The sequence below is a fragment of the Streptomyces sp. Z423-1 genome, assembly GCF_013009255.1.
GTDB classification, from domain to species: Bacteria; Actinomycetota; Actinomycetes; order Streptomycetales; family Streptomycetaceae; genus Streptomyces; species Streptomyces gossypiisoli.
Genome location: NZ_CP053109.1, coordinates 5,919,284 through 5,937,869, shown reverse-complemented (window position 1 = coordinate 5,937,869; position 18,586 = coordinate 5,919,284). Strand labels below are relative to the sequence as shown.

The 18,586-nt window shown below is 69.8% G+C and carries 18 protein-coding genes and 2 tRNA genes; 12 read left to right on the top strand and 8 right to left on the bottom strand.

Annotated elements, in window-relative coordinates; all coding sequences use genetic code 11:
* Positions 1–22 precede the first annotated feature (22 nt).
* Together HJD23_RS26685 and HJD23_RS26680 are read left to right on the top strand one after the other, a co-directional pair.
* Positions 23–970 (top strand): D-2-hydroxyacid dehydrogenase, encoded by a 948-nt coding sequence (locus tag HJD23_RS26685; RefSeq protein ID WP_171114024.1) that lies wholly within the window; start codon positions 23–25, stop codon positions 968–970.
* A gap of 17 nt (positions 971–987) precedes the next feature.
* Positions 988–2,379 (top strand): amidase, encoded by a 1,392-nt coding sequence (locus tag HJD23_RS26680; protein ID WP_171114025.1) that lies wholly within the window; start codon positions 988–990, stop codon positions 2,377–2,379.
* Here HJD23_RS26680 and HJD23_RS26675 read toward each other — a convergent pair.
* Positions 2,360–2,854 (bottom strand): DUF3830 family protein, encoded by a 495-nt coding sequence (locus tag HJD23_RS26675; RefSeq protein WP_171114026.1) that lies wholly within the window; start codon positions 2,852–2,854, stop codon positions 2,360–2,362. The two genes, HJD23_RS26680 and HJD23_RS26675, sit on opposite strands and share 20 nt — an antisense overlap.
* Before the next feature lie 86 nt (positions 2,855–2,940).
* On the opposite strand from HJD23_RS26675, the gene ehuB reads away from it, so the two are divergent.
* The 6 genes from ehuB to HJD23_RS26645 all read left to right on the top strand — a co-directional run bounded on the left by ehuB (position 2,941) and on the right by HJD23_RS26645 (position 6,967).
* On the top strand, positions 2,941–3,816 hold the full coding sequence (ehuB, locus tag HJD23_RS26670; RefSeq protein ID WP_232108293.1) for an ectoine/hydroxyectoine ABC transporter substrate-binding protein EhuB: 876 nt from the start codon (positions 2,941–2,943) through the stop codon (positions 3,814–3,816).
* A complete protein-coding gene (ehuC, locus tag HJD23_RS26665) occupies positions 3,813–4,460 on the top strand; it encodes an ectoine/hydroxyectoine ABC transporter permease subunit EhuC (protein WP_171114028.1) in 648 nt (215 codons plus the stop codon). The genes ehuB and ehuC overlap by 4 nt, the downstream gene beginning before the upstream one ends.
* Positions 4,457–5,107 (top strand): ectoine/hydroxyectoine ABC transporter permease subunit EhuD, encoded by a 651-nt coding sequence (ehuD, locus tag HJD23_RS26660; RefSeq protein WP_171114029.1) that lies wholly within the window; start codon positions 4,457–4,459, stop codon positions 5,105–5,107. Before ehuC ends, ehuD begins: the two co-directional genes overlap by 4 nt.
* Positions 5,097–5,882 (top strand): ectoine/hydroxyectoine ABC transporter ATP-binding protein EhuA, encoded by a 786-nt coding sequence (ehuA, locus tag HJD23_RS26655; RefSeq protein ID WP_171114030.1) that lies wholly within the window; start codon positions 5,097–5,099, stop codon positions 5,880–5,882. Before ehuD ends, ehuA begins: the two co-directional genes overlap by 11 nt.
* A 154-nt stretch (positions 5,883–6,036) precedes the next feature.
* Complete coding sequence (locus tag HJD23_RS26650) at positions 6,037–6,795, top strand: IclR family transcriptional regulator C-terminal domain-containing protein (protein ID WP_171114031.1); 759 nt, start codon at positions 6,037–6,039, stop codon at positions 6,793–6,795.
* Positions 6,796–6,893: 98 nt separating this feature from the next.
* Positions 6,894–6,967 (top strand) — tRNA-Lys (locus HJD23_RS26645).
* 54 nt (positions 6,968–7,021) lie between these two features.
* On the opposite strand, the gene HJD23_RS26640 is transcribed toward HJD23_RS26645, so the two are convergent.
* From HJD23_RS26640 to HJD23_RS26630, 3 genes are all read right to left on the bottom strand, one after another.
* Entirely contained in the window at positions 7,022–7,627 is a 606-nt protein-coding gene (locus tag HJD23_RS26640; protein WP_171114032.1) for a lytic polysaccharide monooxygenase, read from the bottom strand.
* Positions 7,628–7,722: 95 nt separating this feature from the next.
* On the bottom strand, positions 7,723–8,853 hold the full coding sequence (locus tag HJD23_RS26635) for an SPFH domain-containing protein (protein ID WP_171114033.1): 1,131 nt from the start codon (positions 8,851–8,853) through the stop codon (positions 7,723–7,725).
* Positions 8,854–8,907: 54 nt separating this feature from the next.
* Complete coding sequence (locus HJD23_RS26630) at positions 8,908–9,975, bottom strand: peptidoglycan-binding protein (RefSeq protein WP_171114034.1); 1,068 nt, start codon at positions 9,973–9,975, stop codon at positions 8,908–8,910.
* Positions 9,976–10,161: 186 nt separating this feature from the next.
* On the opposite strand from HJD23_RS26630, the gene HJD23_RS26625 reads away from it, so the two are divergent.
* The 4 genes from HJD23_RS26625 (at position 10,162) to HJD23_RS26610 (ending at position 15,148) form a co-directional block, all read left to right on the top strand.
* Positions 10,162–10,235: transfer RNA gene (locus HJD23_RS26625), tRNA-Lys, on the top strand.
* Positions 10,236–10,335: 100 nt separating this feature from the next.
* On the top strand, positions 10,336–11,049 hold the full coding sequence (locus HJD23_RS26620) for a FadR/GntR family transcriptional regulator (protein WP_171114035.1): 714 nt from the start codon (positions 10,336–10,338) through the stop codon (positions 11,047–11,049).
* Between the two features lie 233 nt (positions 11,050–11,282).
* Positions 11,283–13,214 carry a cellulose synthase catalytic subunit gene (locus tag HJD23_RS26615; RefSeq protein WP_171114036.1) on the top strand — a complete coding sequence of 644 codons (1,932 nt, stop codon included), beginning with the start codon at positions 11,283–11,285 and terminating at the stop codon, positions 13,212–13,214.
* Positions 13,211–15,148, top strand: coding sequence for a kelch motif-containing protein (locus HJD23_RS26610; protein ID WP_171114037.1), 1,938 nt, complete (start codon positions 13,211–13,213; stop codon positions 15,146–15,148). The genes HJD23_RS26615 and HJD23_RS26610 overlap by 4 nt, the downstream gene beginning before the upstream one ends.
* A gap of 88 nt (positions 15,149–15,236) precedes the next feature.
* On the opposite strand, the gene HJD23_RS26605 is transcribed toward HJD23_RS26610, so the two are convergent.
* From HJD23_RS26605 to HJD23_RS26590, 4 genes are all read right to left on the bottom strand, one after another.
* Positions 15,237–16,277, bottom strand: a complete 1,041-nt coding sequence (locus tag HJD23_RS26605) for a glycoside hydrolase family 6 protein (protein ID WP_171114038.1) — start codon at positions 16,275–16,277, stop codon at positions 15,237–15,239.
* Between the two features lie 93 nt (positions 16,278–16,370).
* On the bottom strand, positions 16,371–17,036 hold the full coding sequence (locus HJD23_RS26600; protein WP_171114039.1) for a class F sortase: 666 nt from the start codon (positions 17,034–17,036) through the stop codon (positions 16,371–16,373).
* On the bottom strand, positions 17,029–17,607 hold the full coding sequence (locus tag HJD23_RS26595) for a hypothetical protein (RefSeq protein WP_171114040.1): 579 nt from the start codon (positions 17,605–17,607) through the stop codon (positions 17,029–17,031). Before HJD23_RS26595 ends, HJD23_RS26600 begins: the two co-directional genes overlap by 8 nt.
* 146 nt (positions 17,608–17,753) lie before the next feature.
* A complete protein-coding gene (locus HJD23_RS26590; protein ID WP_171114041.1) occupies positions 17,754–18,533 on the bottom strand; it encodes an HAD-IIA family hydrolase in 780 nt (259 codons plus the stop codon).
* Between the last annotated feature and the right edge of the window lie 53 nt (positions 18,534–18,586).

Below are 18,586 nucleotides of genomic sequence, written 5' to 3'. Positions count from 1 at the left end.
AACGGCTGGAGAAACGGCTGCCATGACCACCCCCACCCTGCTCGTCCTGGACGCCGACCCGCTGCCCCGGCTGGGCCGTCTCACCGGCCGTGCCCGGATCGAGCACGCGGACGCATCGACGCTCGCCGAGCGGCTGCCGTACGCCGATGTGCTGCTCGTGTGGGACTTCACCTCGCACGCGGTGCGCAAGGCCTGGCCGGGGGGCGGGCCCCGGCCGCGCTGGGTGCACACGGCGAGCGCGGGCGTGGATCATCTGATGTGTCCGGAACTCGCCGCGTCCGACACCGTGGTGACCAACGCGCGCGGCGTCTTCGACCAGCCGATCGCCGAGTACGTCGCCGCCCTCGTCCTGGCGATGGCCAAGGACCTGCCCCGCACGCTTCGGCTCCAGCGGGAGCGGACCTGGCGGCACCGGGAGTCGCAGAAGGTCACCGGGACCCGGGCGGTCGTGGTCGGCTCCGGCCCGATCGGTCGCGCGATCGCCCGTACCCTCAAGGCGCTCGGCGTCACCACCGCCCTGGTCGGCCGCACCCCGCGCACCGGCGTTCACGGCCCCGACGACCTGGACCGGCTGATGTCCCGCGCGGACTGGGTGATCGCGGCGGCACCGCTCACGGAGCAGACGCGGGGCATGTTCGACGCGCGCCGCTTCGGCGTGATGCAGCCCTCCGCCCGGTTCGTCAACGTCGGCCGCGGCCCGCTGGTCGTCGAGGACGCGCTCGCCGAGGCGCTGGCCAAGCGCTGGATCGCGGGCGCCGCCCTGGACGTCTTCGAGGCCGAACCCCTGCCGCCGGACAGCCCGTTGTGGCAGGTCCCGAACCTGATCGTGTCCCCGCACATGAGCGGCGACACCGCCGGCTGGCGGGACGAACTGGGGGCCCAGTTCGTGGAGTTGTACGAAGCCTGGGAGGCGGGGCGGCCGCTGCCGAACGTGGTCGACAAACAGCGCGGGTACGTACCCGGACACTGACGTCCCTGGGAGGGTGGATGACCGAGCTCACCGAGCTGACCGCCGTACGACTTCTCGACGGATACCGCAAGGGCAAGTTCAGCCCCGTGGAGGCGACCCGCGCGGCGCTGCGGCGGGCCGAGGCGATCCAGCCGGAGGTGAACGCATTCGTCCGGCTGACCGCCGAGGACGCGCTGCGGCGGGCCCGGGAGTCGGAGGAGCGATGGCGGCGCGGTGCGCCGGACGGTCTGCTCGACGGGGTGCCGGTCACCGTGAAGGACATCCTGCTGCTGCGCGGCGCCCCCACCCTGCGCGGCTCGAAGACCGTCGACCCCGGCGGCCGCTGGGACGAGGACGCGCCCTCGGTCGCCCGGCTGCGCGAGCACGGCGCGGTGTTCCTCGGCAAGACCACGACCCCCGAGTTCGGCTGGAAGGGCGTCACGGACTCGCCGCTCAGCGGGGTGACCCGCCATCCGTACGACCGGACGCGCACCGCGGGCGGCTCCAGCGGGGGCGCCGCGGCGGCCGTGGCGCTCGGCGCGGGACCGCTGGCGCTCGGCACGGACGGCGGCGGCAGTGTCCGTATCCCGGCCGCGTTCTGCGGGATCTTCGCGCTGAAGCCGACGTACGGACGCGTGCCCCTGTACCCGGCGAGCGCGTTCGGGACGCTGGCGCATGTGGGGCCGATGACGCGGGACGCGGCGGACGCGGCGCTGCTGATGGACGTGATCGGCCACCCGGACTCCCGCGACTGGTCGGCGCTCGGACCGGCGGCCGCGGCCTTCACCGACGGTCTGACGGGCGGGGTGCGTGGGCTGCGGGTGGCGTACTCGCCGACGCTGGGCGGGCAGGTGGCGGTGCGCCCGGCGGTCGCGGCGGCGGTACGGCGGGCGGTGCAGCGGCTGGCGGAGCTCGGCGCGTACGTCGAGGAGACCGACCCCGACCTCACCGACCCGGTGGACGCCTTCCACACCCTGTGGTTCAGCGGGGCCGCCCGCGTGACCCAGCGTCTCGGGCCGGAGCAGCGCGAGCTGCTGGACCCGGGGCTGCGGGAGATCTGCGCGCAGGGCGCCCGCTACTCGGCGCTGGACTATCTGGCCGCGGTGGACGTCCGGATGGACCTGGGCCGCCGGATGGGCCGCTTCCACGACACCTACGACCTGCTGGTCACCCCGACCCTGCCGATCACCGCGTTCGAGGCGGGCGCCGAGGTGCCGAAGGGGTCCGGGCACCGGCGGTGGACGGGCTGGACCCCGTTCACGTACCCGTTCAACATGACCCAGCAGCCCGCGGCGACCGTGCCCGTCGGGACGGACGGGGACGGCCTGCCGATCGGATTGCAGCTGGTGGCCGCCCGGCACCGGGACGACCTGGTGCTGCGGGCGGCGCACACGCTGTACGAGGCCGGGGTCACATCCGGCGGAAACTGAGCGTCTCCCCCGCCGCTCCGGAGCGCCACAGGTCGTTGCAGGCCTCGGCCATGTCCTCCAGTCCCTCGACGATCTGGCCCCAGACGATGCCGGGCACCCAGCCGACGTCGCCGTTGATCAGCAGGTTGTTGCGTTCGTAGAACAGGGCGAGGTCCACGACGGTCGTACCGGCGCGGACCTCGCGGTCGTAGCCGTACGCCGTCGTGCCCAACTCCGCACCCGCGAAGGTGAAATAGCACAGGTCGCCCGGAATAGGGGTAACTGTCGGATTTTCCAGGGGTGGCTCCGTCTCCGCGAACGGCGGGAACAGGGCGTAGATCTCGTTGCGTGCGTACTTGGCGTGGTAGACGTCACCGGACAGCGGCAGGGTGTCCCACACGGCCGCGCAGGTCAACGGGGCACGGTCGTCCAGCAGTTTCGCCGTGCAGCGCACCCCGCGCCGGGCCAGTGAGACCTCGATGAACCGAACACTCATGGGTTCCCACGTGCCCAGGGGGCATACATCGCATGCTCTCGGGTAGCCGCGCGCCCATGGCTTCACCACTCAGAAACAGCCACCACATGTCCAGACCCACCCGCCGGTCGCTGCTCGCGGGGGTCGCGGCGTTCGGCGCGCTGGGTGCCGCCGGGTGCAGCCGCGTGGCCACCGCCTCGGACACGGAGGGGGGCGAACTCCTGGAACGCCTCCGGGCACAGGGCGTCGCGCGGCTCGGCATCGCCGGAGAGATCCCCTTCGGGTACATCGACAAGAACGGCGAGCTGACCGGCGAGGCGCCGGAGCTGGCGAAGGTCATCTTCAAGCGGCTCGGAGTGGACCGGGTGCAGCCCGTGCCGACCGAGTTCGGCTCGCTCATCCCCGGCCTGAACTCCCAGCAGTTCGATGTCGTGGCCGCCGGGATGTACATCAACCCCGAACGCTGCCAGCAGGTCATATTCTCCGACCCCGACTACCAGATGCTCGACTCCTTCATCGTCCGCAAGGGCAACCCGCTGGGGCTCCACGGCTACCAGGACGTCGTCGAGAAGAAGGCGAAGTTCGCGACCGGCACGGGCTACGCCGAGATCGCGTACGCCGTGGAGGCGGGCTACAAGGAGAGCGACATCCTCATCGTGCCCGACCAGGTGGCCGGGTTGAACGCCGTCGAGGCCGGGCGGGCCGACGTCTTCGCCGGCACGGCGCTGACCACCCGTGAGGTGGTGAAGAAGTCCACCAAGGCCGAGGTGACCGAGCCGTTCAAGCCGATCGTCGACGGCGAGCCGCACGTCGACGGCGGCGGTTTCGCCTTCCGGCCCACCGAGACCAATCTGCGCGACGCCTTCAACCGTGAACTGCACAAACTCAAGGACAGCGGCGAGCTGCTCCGTATCCTCAAGCCCTTCGGGTTCACCGAGAACGAGATGACGGATCTGACCGCGAAGGAGCTGTGCGGCGGATGACCTCGGGACTGTGGGAACTCGTACTCAAGAGCGTCTGGGTCACGATCCAGCTGCTCGTGCTCAGCGCGCTGCTGGCGACGGCGGTGTCCTTCGTCGTCGGGATCGCACGCACCCACCGGCTGTGGATCGTCCGCTTCCTGGCGGGCTTCTACACCGAGGTGTTCCGCGGCACCTCGGCACTGGTGATGATCTTCTGGGTGTTCTTCGTGCTGCCGCTCGCCTTCGGCTGGCAGCTCGTGCCGCTGTGGGCGGGCACTCTGGCCCTGGGGCTGACCTACGGGGCGTACGGCTCGGAGATCGTGCGCGGCGCGCTGAACTCCGTCGACCCGGCGCAGCGTGAGGGCGGGATCGCGCTCAGCTTCACGCCGTGGCAGCGGATGCGGCTGATCCTGCTGCCGCAGGCGGTGCCGGAGATGATCCCGCCGTTCTCCAACCTGCTGGTCGAACTGCTCAAGGGCACCGCGCTGGTGTCGATCATGGGCATGGGGGATCTGGCGTTCAGCGGCAACCTCGTGCGCCTCGCGCTGCAGGAGAGCGCGGAGATCTACACGTATGTGCTACTCATCTACTTCGTGATCGCGTTCCTGCTCACCCGCCTGATGCGCGGTCTTGAGCAACGACTCAAGGCGGGGGTGGCCCGATGAACTGGGACTGGGGAGCCGTCCGCGATTTCATGCCGCAGTTCTGGGACGGCCTGCTCGTCACGCTGCAGGCGCTGGCGCTGGGGTCGCTGATCTCGTTCGCGCTCGGTCTGGTGTGGACGCTGCTGATGCGCACGCCGAGCCGCTGGGTGCGCTGGCCGGTCGGGGTGTTCACGGAGTTCGTGCGGAACACGCCGCTGCTGGTGCAGCTGTTCTTCCTGTTCTACGTGCTGCCCGAGTGGGGCCTGACGTTCTCCGCCCTGACCACCGGCGTCTTCGCGATCGGCCTGCACTACTCGACGTACACCATGCAGGTCTACCGGGCCGGTATCGAGGCCGTGCCCGTCGGCCAGTGGGAGGCCGCGACGGCGCTCAACCTGCCGACGGTCCGGACGTGGCAGGTGGTGATCCTGCCGCAGGCGATCCGCCGCGTGGTGCCGGCGCTCGGGAACTACGTGATCTCGATGCTGAAGGACACGCCGCTGCTCATGGCGATCACCGTGCTGGACATGCTCGGCCAGGCGCGGCTCTTCTCCCAGGAGCACTTCCGGTTCGTCGAGCCCATCACCGTGATCGGCGTGGCCTTCATCCTCGTCTCGTATCTGGCCTCCGTACTTCTGCGCACCCTGGAGCGACGTCTTGTCCGTTGAGAGCAGCAAGCAGCCGACCGACAGCACCCTCACCGGCGCCGCCCCGCTGGTCCGACTGGAGCAGGTGACCAAGCGGTTCGGGGACCAGACGGTCCTCGACCACCTCGACTTCTCCGTCGACGCGGGACGGCACGTCACCCTGATCGGGCCGTCCGGGTCGGGCAAGACCACGATCCTGCGGCTGCTGATGACCCTGACCAAGCCCGACCAGGGCACGATCACCGTCGACGGGGAGCAGCTCTTCCCGGCGCCGGAGAAGCAGATCCGTGAGGTCCGCAAGAAGATCGGGATGGTCTTCCAGCAGTTCAACCTGTTCCCGAACATGAGCGTGCTGAGGAACGTCACCGAGGCTCCGGTCACCGTGCTCGGCCTGTCGAAGGACGAGGCGGAGGCGCGCGCCCGGGAGCTGCTGGACCTGGTGGGCCTCGCCGACAAGTGCGACGCCAAGCCGTCCCAGCTGTCCGGCGGGCAGCAGCAGCGGGTGGCGATCGCGCGGGCGCTGGCGATGCGGCCGCAGGTGCTGCTCCTCGACGAGGTGACCTCGGCACTGGACCCGGAGCTCGTCGCGGGCGTGCTGGACGTGCTGCGGGACATCGCGCGCAGCACCGACATCACGATGCTCTGCGTGACCCACGAGATGAACTTCGCCCGGGACATCTCGGACCAGGTCCTGATGTTCGACTCGGGGCGGGTCATCGAGTCGGGCCCGCCGGAGAAGATCTTCGGCGACGCCGATCACGAACGGACGCGGGAGTTCCTCAGCGCTGTGCTGTGACGTCTCGGAATGGCTCGTGCCGCTGGCATATGCCGCGCGGTTACGCCCCTGCTGAGAGGGTCGCAATCTCGTCAACTGCCGCTCGCTACCGGCCTCTTGCCGGTTATCGTGGAAGGCAGACCCAGGACGGGAAGCGAGCGCACAGGGGGGCACCGTGGCGCTGAAGCACGAGCCGACCGCGCCGTACCACTCGGCCCAGGACGCGCTGCGCGTCCTGGAGACGGTGGCGCGGCACCCCGTCGGTGTTACCGTCGCCGAGATCACCCGCCACACCGGCCTCGGCGCGGAGCGGCTGACCGGGCTGCTGCGGATGCTGCGCCGCGAGGGCTACGTCGAACAGGTCACGGACGGCGCATACGTCACCGGCGTCACGCTGGCCCGTCTGGGCTCCGCGCACCACCGCGACCAGGCCCTGCGCGATCAGCTCCAGCGCACCCTCGACCGGCTCCGGGACTCCGTCGGCGCGGCCGTGTACATCAGCCGGTACGTCGACGGCGAGGTCCGGGTCACCCAGTACGCGGCCGGCCCGGCCACCCCGGCGGTCAACGAGTGGGTCGACTTCCGCTACTCCGCGCACGCCACGGCGGTCGGCAAGAGCCTGCTCGGCCAGCTCGACCACGCCGGCCGCCGTGACCATCTCGCCCGGCACAAGATGGCCCGCCTCACCTCGCGCACCATCACCAGCGACAAGGTGCTGCTCTCCCGCCTGGAGGCCCAGCCGCCGACGGTGCCGGTGCTCGACCTGCAGGAGTACGCGATCGGCACGGTCTGCGCGGCCGTCCCGATCACCGCCGGTTCCTCGGTGGGCTGCCTGGCCCTGTCCCTCCCGGTCGAGCAGGCCCACCGGCTGCGCCGGGCGGCGGACACCCTGAACCGCAGCGCGACGCCGGTGCTGCTCTCCCTGACGATCTAGGACCGATCCGGCCGCGTGGATATTGGTCAGGAGCACACCCGCGGACCGGGTAGTATTTTCTACGTCGCCGACCGCGGAACGCGGACGGCGGGAGTCATGCGCCGCTAGCTCAGTTGGTTAGAGCAGCTGACTCTTAATCAGCGGGTCCGGGGTTCGAGTCCCTGGCGGCGCACAGAAGAGGAGCCCCTCGCAGTGAGCGGGGGGCTCCTTCGCGTGTCCGGCGCGCTCAGAACGTGACGTCCGAGCAGGCGTAGAACGCGTTGGCCGTGTCGGCGATCGTCCACACCGCGACGATCACATGCCGGCCGCTGAGCCCGGACGGCAGCGTGCCGCTGTGCGAGAGGGTCTGCGGCGGGCGCTGGCCGCCGTAGGGGACCGTGAGGAACGGGGTCAGGTTGAGGTCGGAGCGGGCCAGGTTGTGGTTCTGGTTCCAGCCCGGCTTGGTGACGAAGTACTTGAAGTCCGTCGTGGCGTGCATGGCGGTGAACTGCCAGCGGAAGGTGTAGCTCTGACCGCCGTTCACCCTGGTGGCGGGCCAGGCGGCGCCGGACGGTGTCCTCGGTGCGCTGAGCTGGGCGAACTGGCCCAGTCCCGCGTTGCAGATCTGCCCGTCGGCCGGGCCGCCGGCCGGGAAGCCCTTCGGGCCCTCGACGCTCTGCGGCTCCCACTGGATGGGGCCGCAGTTGGTCACCGTGCCGTTCTGGCAGAGCTTCTGCCGGCTGATGGGCAGATCGGTGTAGCCGTGGCCGCTGGCTCCGCCGGAGGAGAGCACCAGGGCGCCGGTGGTCGCGAGACCCACCATCGCGGCGGACAACTTGGTCTTTTTGCGCATACTGCCGCTCCTGGAGAACGTGGGGAGGTTCAGTGAGCTTGCAGGTCTAGACCAAGTCTGAGCTTATGGCCGTCAATTGAACATGTCCATACCAATCACGGGCCTGTTTCTCCCCGCCCCGCGCAGAACGCGACCGTCAAGTCCTTCACCAGCACCTTGCGTTCGTAGTCGTCCAGCTCCACCAGCCCCCGCATGGTCAGCCGGGTCACCGTGTCCTCCACGGAGTCCACCACCGAGGTCAGCACGCTCGCCCGGTGCTGGGCGTCCAGCGCGGCGATCCGGCGGCGGTTCATCGCCGCGGCCACCTCGGGGGCGTACTCGACCCGCACCGGCTGCACCGAGAACACCTCCAGCCCCACCGGTGTCGCATCCGCCGCCACCAGCCGGGTCAGCGCGTCGGCCGCCGCGTCCACCGCGGGCCGCGCCGCGCCCGGCATCTCCACCGGCACCCGGGCCAGCGCCGCCTCCACGCACACCCGTAGATACGCCTCGTGGTCCGCCACCGCCAGCGCCGCCCGCGCGGTGTCCCGAACCCGCCACACCACGAGCACCACCACCCGCAGCGCGACCCCGCTCCCGTCGGCCGCGGGCATCGGCCCACTGCGCCAGTGCCGCAGCCGTACGTCGACCCCGCGGCGCAGCAGCAGCGGGTTGACCCACATCAGACCGGTCCGCCGGACGGTCCCCCGGTAGCGGCCGAACAGCCCGAGCACCCAGGCCCGCCCGGTCCGCCCCCGCGTCAGCCCGCCGAACCCGAACAGCCCCAGCGCCCCGGCCCCGGCGTACGCCGCCCACTGCGCCGGACCCGGCCCGGCCCCCGCGGACACCGGCAGCCCCAGCGCCGCCGCCACGACCGGCGGCAGCGTGCCCGCCCACCACGAGGTGACCGCGCACCCGGCCGCCCCGGCGGCACCGGCGAGCAGCCCCACCGTTCCGGGCAGCACCCGCGCGGGCCGCTCCATCAGGGCGGGGTCGACCTGCGGCACCGGGCGGGCCCGCGACGGAACCGGGCGGCGCAGCCGGGGCTGCTCGCCGGTGCCCTGCCGACGGTTCACCACGGCGGGCCGCAGCTGCACGGACACCGGGTCCGGGTCGTCGCGGAACAGCAGATGGACGGGGATCTCGGTGGTCGCCTCGTTCTGGATCAGCCGGGCCGGCCGGGCCGGGGGTGACGGGGTCTGCTCGGCTCCCCCGGGGTCGGGGGTCTGGGGAGTGGTCGTGGTCATACGTGTCTCCAGCCTCCGCGCCAGATGCGTTCGTACGGGGGGACAGGTCGTCGGTCAGGAAAAGAGCCGCCGCCAGGTCTCCGGCCCCGGGTAGCCGTCCGCCGCGCCGCCCCGCCAGCCCTGGGTGCGCTGGAAGGCCTCGACGCCGCGCCGGTCCGCCTCTCCCCAGCGCGGGCCCGGCCCGTTCGGGTAGTGCCTGCCGAACCCTTTCTTCACCAGCTGTCTGCCGAGCTGCGTGACATACGGGTTGTTCGCGCCGGGCCGGAACATCGCCCGCCCCGGATACGGCGTCGGGGCCCGCTTGTCGTCCTGCCGGGGATCGCCCGAGGGTGCCGTCGGGGTCTCGGGCGGGGTGGCGGGTGGCGCCACGGGTGGCGTCGCAGGTGACTCCTCCACCACACCCTTGTAGCGATACGGGATGTATCGGTCGGAGTTCTTCCAGTAGGCGTACGGGGTGATCTGCCGACGAGCATGCGGGCGGGTCGACTCGTACGCCACATAGCCCGTCCGGGTGTAGTCGGTCCAGCCGGCGAAAAGGACGACGTGCGAGCCGTTCTGCGGGTTGTCCGGGTTGTGGAACAGCAGCATGTCGCCGGGCTGGAGTTCCGCCTTGGTGATGCGGGTGCCGAAGGCGTGGAGCGAGCCGGTCCATTCGTTCTGCGGCAGGCTCCAGGCCATCGAGACATAGCCCGAGCAGTCCTGCCGGTAACCGTCCTCCCAGTAGGAGGTCATGCTGTACGGCACCTTGGCGTCGACCCATTTCTGGGCGCGCTCGATGATCTTCGCGCGGGTGATCTCGGGGATCTTCCCCGCGTCCAACGGCTTGACCGGCGCCCCGGCCGGGCCGTACAGCGGGGTCCTGCCGTCCTGCGGGTTCTGAGGCTCGTCATCTGCGGGAACGCCGGGTCGCAGGGGAGCGTGGGCGGCGGCGAGGGCCGGTGCGGTGTGGCCGACGCCGAGGGCCGTGGAGGTCACGGCGGCCAGGGCGAGGGCGCGTCGGGTGGCGGGGTGGGCGGCGAGGCGGTGGGGGGCGGAATGCGGGAGTACGCGGCGCCAGTGGGCGCACCCGGGGCAGTCGCAGTCGCTCGCGGGGTCGATTTCCTCGAATACTGGAGTTTCCATGCGATTCCCCTCACACTCCAGGTGGGAATTTCCGGGCCAGTGCACGTTGATCAGTTTCACAACTGTCTTCCGGGCGCGCATGTTGACGGTCCGAACGATGTACGGCACCCCGCCCGGGCCCGCCCGGCCCCTTCCCGGCGGTCCGGAGCACCCCGAGAGGTCATGTAGAGTTAACGACGTCAGCACGCGCCGCTAGCTCAGTTGGTTAGAGCAGCTGACTCTTAATCAGCGGGTCCGGGGTTCGAGTCCCTGGCGGCGCACTCGACAGCGAGGCCCCTCACCGTGGTGAGGGGCCTTCTGCATGGGCGGAAGAGGGTCGGAAGAGGGTCCTCCCCGATTATCGCCGGTTACCCTCTGGCCATGGCAGCGCGTGACCTCCAGGAGAGGATCAAGAAGCTCATCGTCGACCGCCGGCTGGCCTCCGGGGCGCCGCTGCCGACCGAGCCCGAGCTGATGGCGTTCCTCGGGGCGAGCCGGAACTCGGTCCGGGAGGCACTGAAGGCCCTCCAGGCGATGGGGATCGTCGAGATACGGCACGGCTTCGGCACCTACGTCGGCCGTATGTCCCTCGCCCCGATGATCGAGGGCCTCGCCTTCCGCACGGTCGCCGGGCACCACCGGGGCGAGGACAGCCTGCTGCAGTTGCTGGAGCTGCGTGAGGCGGTGGAGACGGGACTGGTGTCCCGGCTCGCGGGGCGGCTCCCGGAGCCGGACCTCGTGGAACTGGAGGCGCTGGTGGACCGGATGGATCAGCGGGCCGCGCAGGGGGGCGGCCTCGCCGAGACCGACCGGGCCTTTCACACCACCCTCTACCGGGGGCTGGACAACGTGCTGCTGAGCGAGGTGCTGGAAGCGTTCTGGGACGCCTTCCACCGGGTGAGCAGGGACCTTGTGGAGGTGCCGCAGGATCCGCGGATCACCTGCCGGCAGCACCGAGAGATCCTGGACGCGGTCCGGTCCGGCGACTCGCTCCGCGCCGAGGAAGCCATAAGGGACCACTTCCGCCACATTCGTACCCGACTGTTCTCAAGCGCACCAGCCGACGCCAACTTGCGTCCGATTGAGCCCGTATAACGGGTAAATACCCTGTATCCCATCTTGCGATCATGCGGAACGCCGTAGAACCCTGGTTTTCAAGAGGCCGCGGATACGCGCCAATTGGGGGGACAGAAACCGGTTGCAGGTGGTGCGGGGAGGGGGCCCCGTTCATGGAGTGATGCCGGGGGGCGTCACGCGACCGGTACGTCGCAGTTCCATGTCAACGGAGGGACACGCGGACTTCAGCACCGCGTGTGGGGGGATGACTCATGACGCTCAGGGTGCCTGCGCACCGGACCGGCAGCACGGGAACGTTCCGCCGGATCAGAAAGACCCTGCCGCGGTACGACTACGAGCACTACAGCCGGCTGGCCGGCCCCCTCACCGAGCCCGATCCCGACAAGCCGTACAAGGTGCGGTACCGCTCGCTGATCTCCCAGGAGCCGCACCGCGTCCGTGTGGCCCTGATGCTGGCGGCGGCGCCCCTGCTCTCGCTGGTCCTGCTGGTCTGGCTGCTCCAGCCCGGGCACTGGACCCAACGCGACTACCCGGCGCACGACTTCCTGCCCGCGCTGGACCTCGTGATGCTGGTGTCGATCGGTCTGATCGAGTTCTTCCGCTGTATGAACGTGCTGTCCAACGCGCACGCCACGCTGGTCGCCCGCGACCCCATACCGGTGGTGCCGGAGACCGGCACGAGAGTCGCCTTCCTCACCTCCTTCGTGCCCGGCAAGGAGCCGCTGGAGATGGTGACGAAGACCCTGGAGGCGGCGGTGAGGATCCGCCACCGGGGCCTGATGCACGTCTGGCTGCTCGACGAGGGCGACGACCCGGCGGTCAAGGAGGTCTGCGCCCGGCTCGGCGTGCACCACTTCTCCCGCAAGGGCGTCGCGAAGTGGAACCAGGCCAAGGGCCCGCACCGCGCCAGGACCAAGCACGGCAACTACAACGCCTGGCTCGACGCCCACGGCGACGACTACGACTTCTTCGCGTCCGTCGACACCGACCACGTACCGCTGCCGAACTACCTGGAGCGGATGCTCGGCTTCTTCCGCGACCCGGACGTCGGCTTCGTGATCGGCCCGCAGGTGTACGGCAACTACGACACGTTCGTCACCAAGGCCGCCGAGTCGCAGCAGTTTCTCTTCCACGCGCTGATCCAGCGCGCCGGCAACCGCTACGGCGCCCCGATGTTCGTCGGCACCTCCAACGCCGTACGGATCAAGGCGCTGAAGCAGATCGGCGGGCTGTACGACTCGATCACCGAGGACATGGCGACCGGTTTCGAGATCCACCGGCACCGCAACCCGGCCACCGGCAGGAAGTGGAAGTCGGTCTACACCCCGGACGTGCTCGCGGTCGGTGAGGGCCCGAGCGCCTGGACGGACTTCTTCACCCAGCAGATGCGCTGGTCGCGCGGGACCTACGAGACGATCCTCAAGCAGTACTGGAAGGGCTGGTACTCGCTGCCGCCGACCAAGCTCTTCAACTACACGATGATGATCATCTTCTATCCGATGTCGGCCCTGAACTGGATCCTCGCGGCGCTGAGCTGCGCGCTGTTCCTGGGCCTCGGCGCCTCGGGGGTGAACATCGACCCGGCGGTCTGGCTGATGCTCTACGGCAACGCCTCCGCCCTGCAGATCGGCCTGTACGTCTGGAACCGCCGCCACAACGTCTCCCCGCACGAGCCGGAGGGCTCCGGCGGGGTGGCCGGCATGGTGATGTCCGCGCTGTCGGCGCCGCTGTACGCGAAGGCGCTGATCGACTCGGTGCTGCGCCGCAAGAGCAAGTTCGTGGTCACGCCCAAGGGCGACTCCGCGAGCCCGGACCGCTGGTTCGGGACCTTCCGGTACCACTGGTACTTCGTCCTGATCTTCGGTGGCTCGATCGCCGCCGGTTTTCACTTCGGCAACTCCCACCCCGCGATGATCATCTGGGCGTCGTTCGCGTTGCTGATCACCGCCACGCCGGTGTTCGCCTGGCGCTGGGAGCTGCGGCGGGCGAAGCGGCGGCCCGCCGCGGCTCCTGGCGCGCCGGAGCCGCAGGACGCGGTGCCCACTCCGACTCCGGCGCACCCGGTGGCGTCGCCGTACGCACCGCACGCCCCCCGGCAGCGGCCCACGTGGGTGGCCGCGCCCGGGGGCGACGACCAGACCATGCAGATCGCTCTGGGTGGACTTGGGGGGCGTAAGGAATGAACGACCGTGCCGGGCGCCGCCGCGCCCGTCGACTCGCGATAGCCGCGGCGGTGGTACTCGCGCTGGCCGGAGCGAACGGGCCATGGCTCTATCAGGTCGGAACCGAGAAATACCACCAGTACCAGATCAACAGACCCGAGTACAAAGCGGAGAACGGCCGCTGGGAGATCGTCGAGTTCCCCAAGGAGTACCGCCAGAACACCATTCACGCGGCGCTGCTGCACACCGGCAAGATCCTGCTGGTGGCCGGGTCCGGCAACAACCAGGACAACTTCGACGCGAAGAAGTTCGACACGCGGCTGTGGGATCCGGTCAAGGGCACCATCAAGAAGATCCCGACGCCCAACGACCTGTTCTGCACCGGCCATACGCAGTTGGCGAACGGCAATCTGCTCATCGCGGGCGGTACCAAGCGGTACGAGAAACTCAAGGGTGACGTGAAGAAGGCCGGTGGCCTGATGATCGTCTACAACGAGAACCCGGACAAGCCGATGACGCTGCCCGCGGGCACGAAGTTCACCGGCAAGGAGAACGGCAAGACGTTCGTCTCCAAGGACCCGGTGCTGGTGCCGCGCGCGAAGAAGGTCTTCGACAAGGCGACCGGGCGGTTTCTGCGCAACGACCCCGGGTTCGGGCGGATCTATGTCGAGGCCGCGAAGGAAGGCGCGAAGTACGAGACCGGCACGCAGGACAACTACACCGTCCAGGGACTGACCGGGGCGGACGCGCGCAACACGTACGGCATCGCGCAGAAGCTGGCGCTGGACAAGAAGGACTTCCAGGGGATCCGGGACGCCTACGAGTTCGACCCGGTCGCCGAGAAGTACATCAAGGTCGATCCGATGAAGGAGGCCCGCTGGTATCCGACGCTCACCACATTGAGCGACGGCAAGATCCTCAGTGTGTCCGGGCTGGACGACATCGGGCAGTTGGTGCCGGGGAAGAACGAGATCTACGACCCGGAGACCAGGAAGTGGAGCTACACCGAGAAGGAGCGGCAGTTCCCGACGTATCCGGCGCTGTTCCTGATGCAGAACGGGAAGGTCTTCTACTCCGGGGCGAACGCCGGGTACGGGCCGGATGATGTGGGCCGGGATCCGGGGATCTGGGATGTGGAGACCAACAAGTTCACCAAGGTGCCCGGTATGAGCGATGCGAACATGCTGGAGACCGCGAACTCCGTGTTGCTTCCGCCCGCGCAGGACGAGAAGTACATGGTGATCGGTGGGGGTGGGGTCGGTGAGTCCAGGCTGTCCAGTGAGAAGACGCGGATCGTGGATCTGAAGGCTGACGAGCCGCGGTTCGTGGACGGGCCGTCGCTGGACAAGGGCACCCGGTATCCGCAGGCTTCCGTGCTGCCGGACGACAGTGTGCTGATCTCCGGGGGCTCGGAGGACTATCGGGGGCGCAGCGACTCCAACATTCTGGAGGCGCGGCTGTACGACCCGGAGCGCAATGAGTTGGAGCGGGTCGCGGATCCCCTGGTGGGGCGGAACTATCACGCGGGGTCGATTCTGTTGCCCGACGGGCGGGTGATGTTCTTCGGGTCGGACTCGTTGTTCGGCGATGCGGCGAATACGAAGCCGGGGAAGTTCGAGCAGCGGATCGAGATCTATACGCCGCCGTATCTGTATCGGGGGGCTCGGCCGTCGTTGTCCGGTGGGCCGCAGACGATTGAGCGTGGGGAGTCGGGGGCGTTCACCTCGAAGCACGCGGCGTCGATTGAGAAGGTGCGGTTGATTCGGCCGAGTGCGTCCACGCATGTGACGGATGTGGATCAGCGGTCCATTGCGTTGGACTTCGCTGTCTCCGGGGACAAGGTGACGGTGACTGTGCCGGAGAATCGGAATCTGGTGCAGGGTGGGTGGTACATGCTGTTTGTGGTGGATGATCAGGGGACGCCTAGTGAGGCGCGGTGGGTGAGGGTGCCGTAGCGCTCCCGCAGGTGTAGTTCGAGTGCGGGAGCGCTGTGGCTGGTCGCGCCCACGCGGCGGAGCCGCACATTGATACAGCCCCGCGCCCCTAAGGCGTTGAGGCTTGCGCCAGTTGCAAGGCGTAGGTCGGCCACCAAGCCCCTGCCTTCGGGCCGCCCTTGCACTCGCCGTCCGATTCTCCGGGGCGTTTTATCCAGAGGTAGGCGTCCACCAGCGGGTCGGCCGTGTTGGTCGTCGGGGTTTCTCCCAGGGCCCTGCCCGGAGGGTTGCACCAGCGTTCGTCGGGGTCGCCCTCTGTGTAGGGGCCGTTGCCGTTGCGGCTGGTGTCGATGACGAAGTGTTTGTTGCCGACCTTGGCGGAGAGCTGCTTGCCGTAGGTGATGGAGTCCTCGGTGGAGTAGAAGTTGGAGACGTTGACCGAGAAGCCGTCGGCCCGGGCGATGCCGGCGCGGTTGAGGGGCTCGTGGATCTGGTCGGGGTGGCCCCAGCCGGCGTTGCCCGCGTCCAGGTAGACCTTGGTGTTCTGCTGGGACTTGAGCTTGTCGACGGCGTACGTGAGGAGGTCGTAGCGCTCCTCGTGGAACTCGCCCGGCGTGCAGCCGTCCACCAGGTGCAGCACGGCGTCCGGTTCCAGGATCACCGTCGCGGAGCGGTCGCCGATGCCCTGGGCGACGCCGTCGATCCAGGCGCGGTAGGCGTTGCCGTCGGCGGCGCCGCCTCCCGAGTACTGGCCGCAGTCGCGGTGCGGGATGTTGTAGAGGACGAGCAGGGCCGTACGGTCGGCCTTCGCGGCGGCCTCGGTGAAGCCGCGCGCCTCCTGCTCGGGGTTCTCCGGGCCGATCCACTCACCGGTCGGCTGCTGAGCGATCTTGCGGATCTGGTCGGCCTCGGTCTGCCGGCCGTTCTTCACGTAGTCGGCGACCTGCTGGGCCGCGTTCCCGTCCGGGTTGACCCAGAACGGGGCAGCGTCCTTGGGTTGTTGGGTGATCCCGGCGCCGGTGGTCCGGTCACCGCCGTCCCGGTCACTGTCGTCGCCGCCGTCGCCGGACGAGCACCCCGCGATCAGCAGTGCCGCCCCCAGCACCACCGCGGTCGCCCGCACTCCGGCCGCCCCCCTGCTGCCGTACATCCAACTCCCCCTTGGGTGCACTGGTATCGGCCCCAATCCTGACATAGGTGGCACTGCCCCCACGAGGCCGCCGTCGGGCTTGGCGGGGAGCTGTTACAGGCCGGTTCCGGTGAGGTACGCCGAGACGACCACGTTCGCCGTGTAGCTGCGGGTGGTGCGGTCGAAGGTGCCGCCGCAGGTGATCAGCCGCAACTCCGCCCGCCCGGACTTCCGTACGCCGTACGCCTGTTGGGCGTCGAAGTGGTCGCGGCTGAGGACCTTGACGTCGTCGACGGTGAACTCGGCTACCTTGCCGTCGGCGCGGACCACCCGGACGATGGCGCCGGGCTGCAGGGCGCTGAGCCGGTAGAAGACGGCGGGGCGGGTCTCGGTGTCGACGTGGCCCACCATCAGCGCCGCGCCGACCTCGCCCGGCTTGGCGCCGGCCGCGTACCAGCCGACGACGGCCGGCTGGTCGTACGGCGGTGGATCGACCGCCCCCTGCGTGTCGAGCCCGCGGGCCACGACCGGCGCCTGGACGCCGAGGCCGGGGATGTCGAGGCGCTGGGGCAGCGCGCCGGTCAGGGGCTCGGCGGGGGGCGGCAGGTCGGCGACGGGCGGGCGGCCCGCCGCCGCCATGTCGCCGGTGGTGGGCGCGGAGATGCCGTGCCGTACGTCGGTCACCTCACGGCCCCACAGCCACAGCCCGAGCAGCAGCAGCGCCCAGACCACGCCTGTGACCAGCCGCCCGGTGCCGATGGAGCGTTCCCGGTCAAACATGATCGGTCAAACCCGTCCGGCGGTTGCGGCGGCTGCCGATCACCACGACGGCGACACCGGCGGCTCCGGCGAGGACCAGTCCGGTGATGGCGTGTGCCGTGTTGGGGCCGGTGCCGCGGGCGTCCACCGCGGCGAGGTGCGCCGTACCGCCGCCGCCCGCCCTGACGGGGGCGACCGGGGAGGCGTACACGGACGACGGGGAGTCGGGGGCCGACAGGGATGTGGGGGCGCCGGCGAGGGTGAGGGGTGCCGTGATCGACTTGGGGCCGTCCGCGCCGTCGCAGGTGACCTTGACCTCGTAGTGCTGCCCCAGCGGGAGCGTGGAGCGGACGCGGGTCTCGCCGGTCAGCAGGCCGTCCGAGCCGCTGAGCCGGGCGTCGGTGACGAAAGCGGCCGAGGAGGCGATGCCGGTACGGCCCGTGCAGCCGGTCGCCCGGAGCGCGAGATCGCTGCCGGGGGCCGGGACGGACGGGCTGACCGAGACACCGCCGTCCGCCGCGTGGGCCGCCGGGGTGAGGGTGGCGGTGGCGGCCAGGACACCCGTACAGAGAGTGAGTCGCAGTGAACCCATCGTGAAACCTCCAGATACCTGGAGACTCCCCCGCGCGACCCGCCCCCGCATCCTCGGTGGGGGCGGGACTGCTCCGTACGGGTGGGTTTTGCCCGGGTGTGCCCGGAGGGTGGTTTACGACGGCGGAGGTGCGGACCCGCAGGTGGCTACACGCGGTCCACGAGGTCCGCGATCGAGTCGACGACCTTCGACGGCCGGTACGGGAAGTCCTCGACCTGCTCGGGCCTGGTCAGGCCGGTGAGCACCAGGAAGGTCTGCATGCCGGCCTCCATGCCCGCCAGCACGTCGGTGTCCATCCGGTCGCCGATCATCGCGCTGCTCTCGGAGTGGGCGCCGATGGCGTTGAGGCCGGTGCGCATCATCAGGGGGTTCGGCTTGCCCGCGAAGTAGGGCTTGCGGCCGGTGGCCTGGGTGATCAGCGCGGCGACGGCGCCGGTGGCGGGAAGCGGGCCCTCGGTGGAAGGGCCGGTCTCGTCCGGGTTGGTGCAGATGAACCGGGCGCCGCCGAGAATGAGCCGTACGGCCTTGGTCATGGCCTCGAAGGAGTACGTCCGGGTCTCGCCGAGGACGACGTAGTCCGGCTCGTGGTCGGTGAGGATGTACCCGATGTCGTGCAGCGCCGTGGTCAGGCCGGCCTCGCCTATCACGTACGCCGAGCCGCCCGGCCGCTGGTCGTCCAGGAACTTCGCCGTGGCCAGCGCGGACGTCCAGATGTTCTCGATCGGCACGTCCAGGCCCATCCGGCTGAGCCGGGCGTGCAGGTCGCGCGGGGTGTACATGGAGTTGTTGGTGAGCACCAGGAAGGGCTTGCCGGACTCACACAGCTTCTTGATGAAGGCGTCGGCGCCGGGGATCGGTACGCCCTCGTGGATCAGCACTCCGTCCATGTCGGTGAGCCATGACTCGATGGGCTTGCGGTCTGCCATGTGCGTCGATCACTCCTGGCGTACGTGCGGGATGAACGGGGCGCCGGAACCAC

Bases quoted from the DNA above. Each gene is read 5' to 3' on its own strand.
- HJD23_RS26600 (WP_171114039.1), bottom strand. From the start codon at position 17,036: ATGTTTGACCGGGAACGCTCCATCGGCACCGGGCGGCTGGTCACAGGC.
- HJD23_RS26620 (WP_171114035.1), top strand. From the start codon at position 10,336: ATGGCAGCGCGTGACCTCCAGGAGAGGATCAAGAAGCTCATCGTCGAC.
- HJD23_RS26610 (WP_171114037.1), top strand. From the start codon at position 13,211: ATGAACGACCGTGCCGGGCGCCGCCGCGCCCGTCGACTCGCGATAGCC.
- HJD23_RS26685 (WP_171114024.1), top strand. From the start codon at position 23: ATGACCACCCCCACCCTGCTCGTCCTGGACGCCGACCCGCTGCCCCGG.
- HJD23_RS26680 (WP_171114025.1), top strand. From the start codon at position 988: ATGACCGAGCTCACCGAGCTGACCGCCGTACGACTTCTCGACGGATAC.
- ehuC (WP_171114028.1), top strand. From the start codon at position 3,813: ATGACCTCGGGACTGTGGGAACTCGTACTCAAGAGCGTCTGGGTCACG.
- HJD23_RS26595 (WP_171114040.1), bottom strand. From the start codon at position 17,607: ATGGGTTCACTGCGACTCACTCTCTGTACGGGTGTCCTGGCCGCCACC.
- HJD23_RS26590 (WP_171114041.1), bottom strand. From the start codon at position 18,533: ATGGCAGACCGCAAGCCCATCGAGTCATGGCTCACCGACATGGACGGA.
- HJD23_RS26615 (WP_171114036.1), top strand. From the start codon at position 11,283: ATGACGCTCAGGGTGCCTGCGCACCGGACCGGCAGCACGGGAACGTTC.
- HJD23_RS26635 (WP_171114033.1), bottom strand. From the start codon at position 8,853: ATGACCACGACCACTCCCCAGACCCCCGACCCCGGGGGAGCCGAGCAG.
- ehuD (WP_171114029.1), top strand. From the start codon at position 4,457: ATGAACTGGGACTGGGGAGCCGTCCGCGATTTCATGCCGCAGTTCTGG.
- HJD23_RS26630 (WP_171114034.1), bottom strand. From the start codon at position 9,975: ATGGAAACTCCAGTATTCGAGGAAATCGACCCCGCGAGCGACTGCGAC.
- HJD23_RS26640 (WP_171114032.1), bottom strand. From the start codon at position 7,627: ATGCGCAAAAAGACCAAGTTGTCCGCCGCGATGGTGGGTCTCGCGACC.
- ehuB (WP_232108293.1), top strand. From the start codon at position 2,941: ATGTCCAGACCCACCCGCCGGTCGCTGCTCGCGGGGGTCGCGGCGTTC.
- HJD23_RS26675 (WP_171114026.1), bottom strand. From the start codon at position 2,854: ATGAGTGTTCGGTTCATCGAGGTCTCACTGGCCCGGCGCGGGGTGCGC.
- HJD23_RS26605 (WP_171114038.1), bottom strand. From the start codon at position 16,277: ATGTACGGCAGCAGGGGGGCGGCCGGAGTGCGGGCGACCGCGGTGGTG.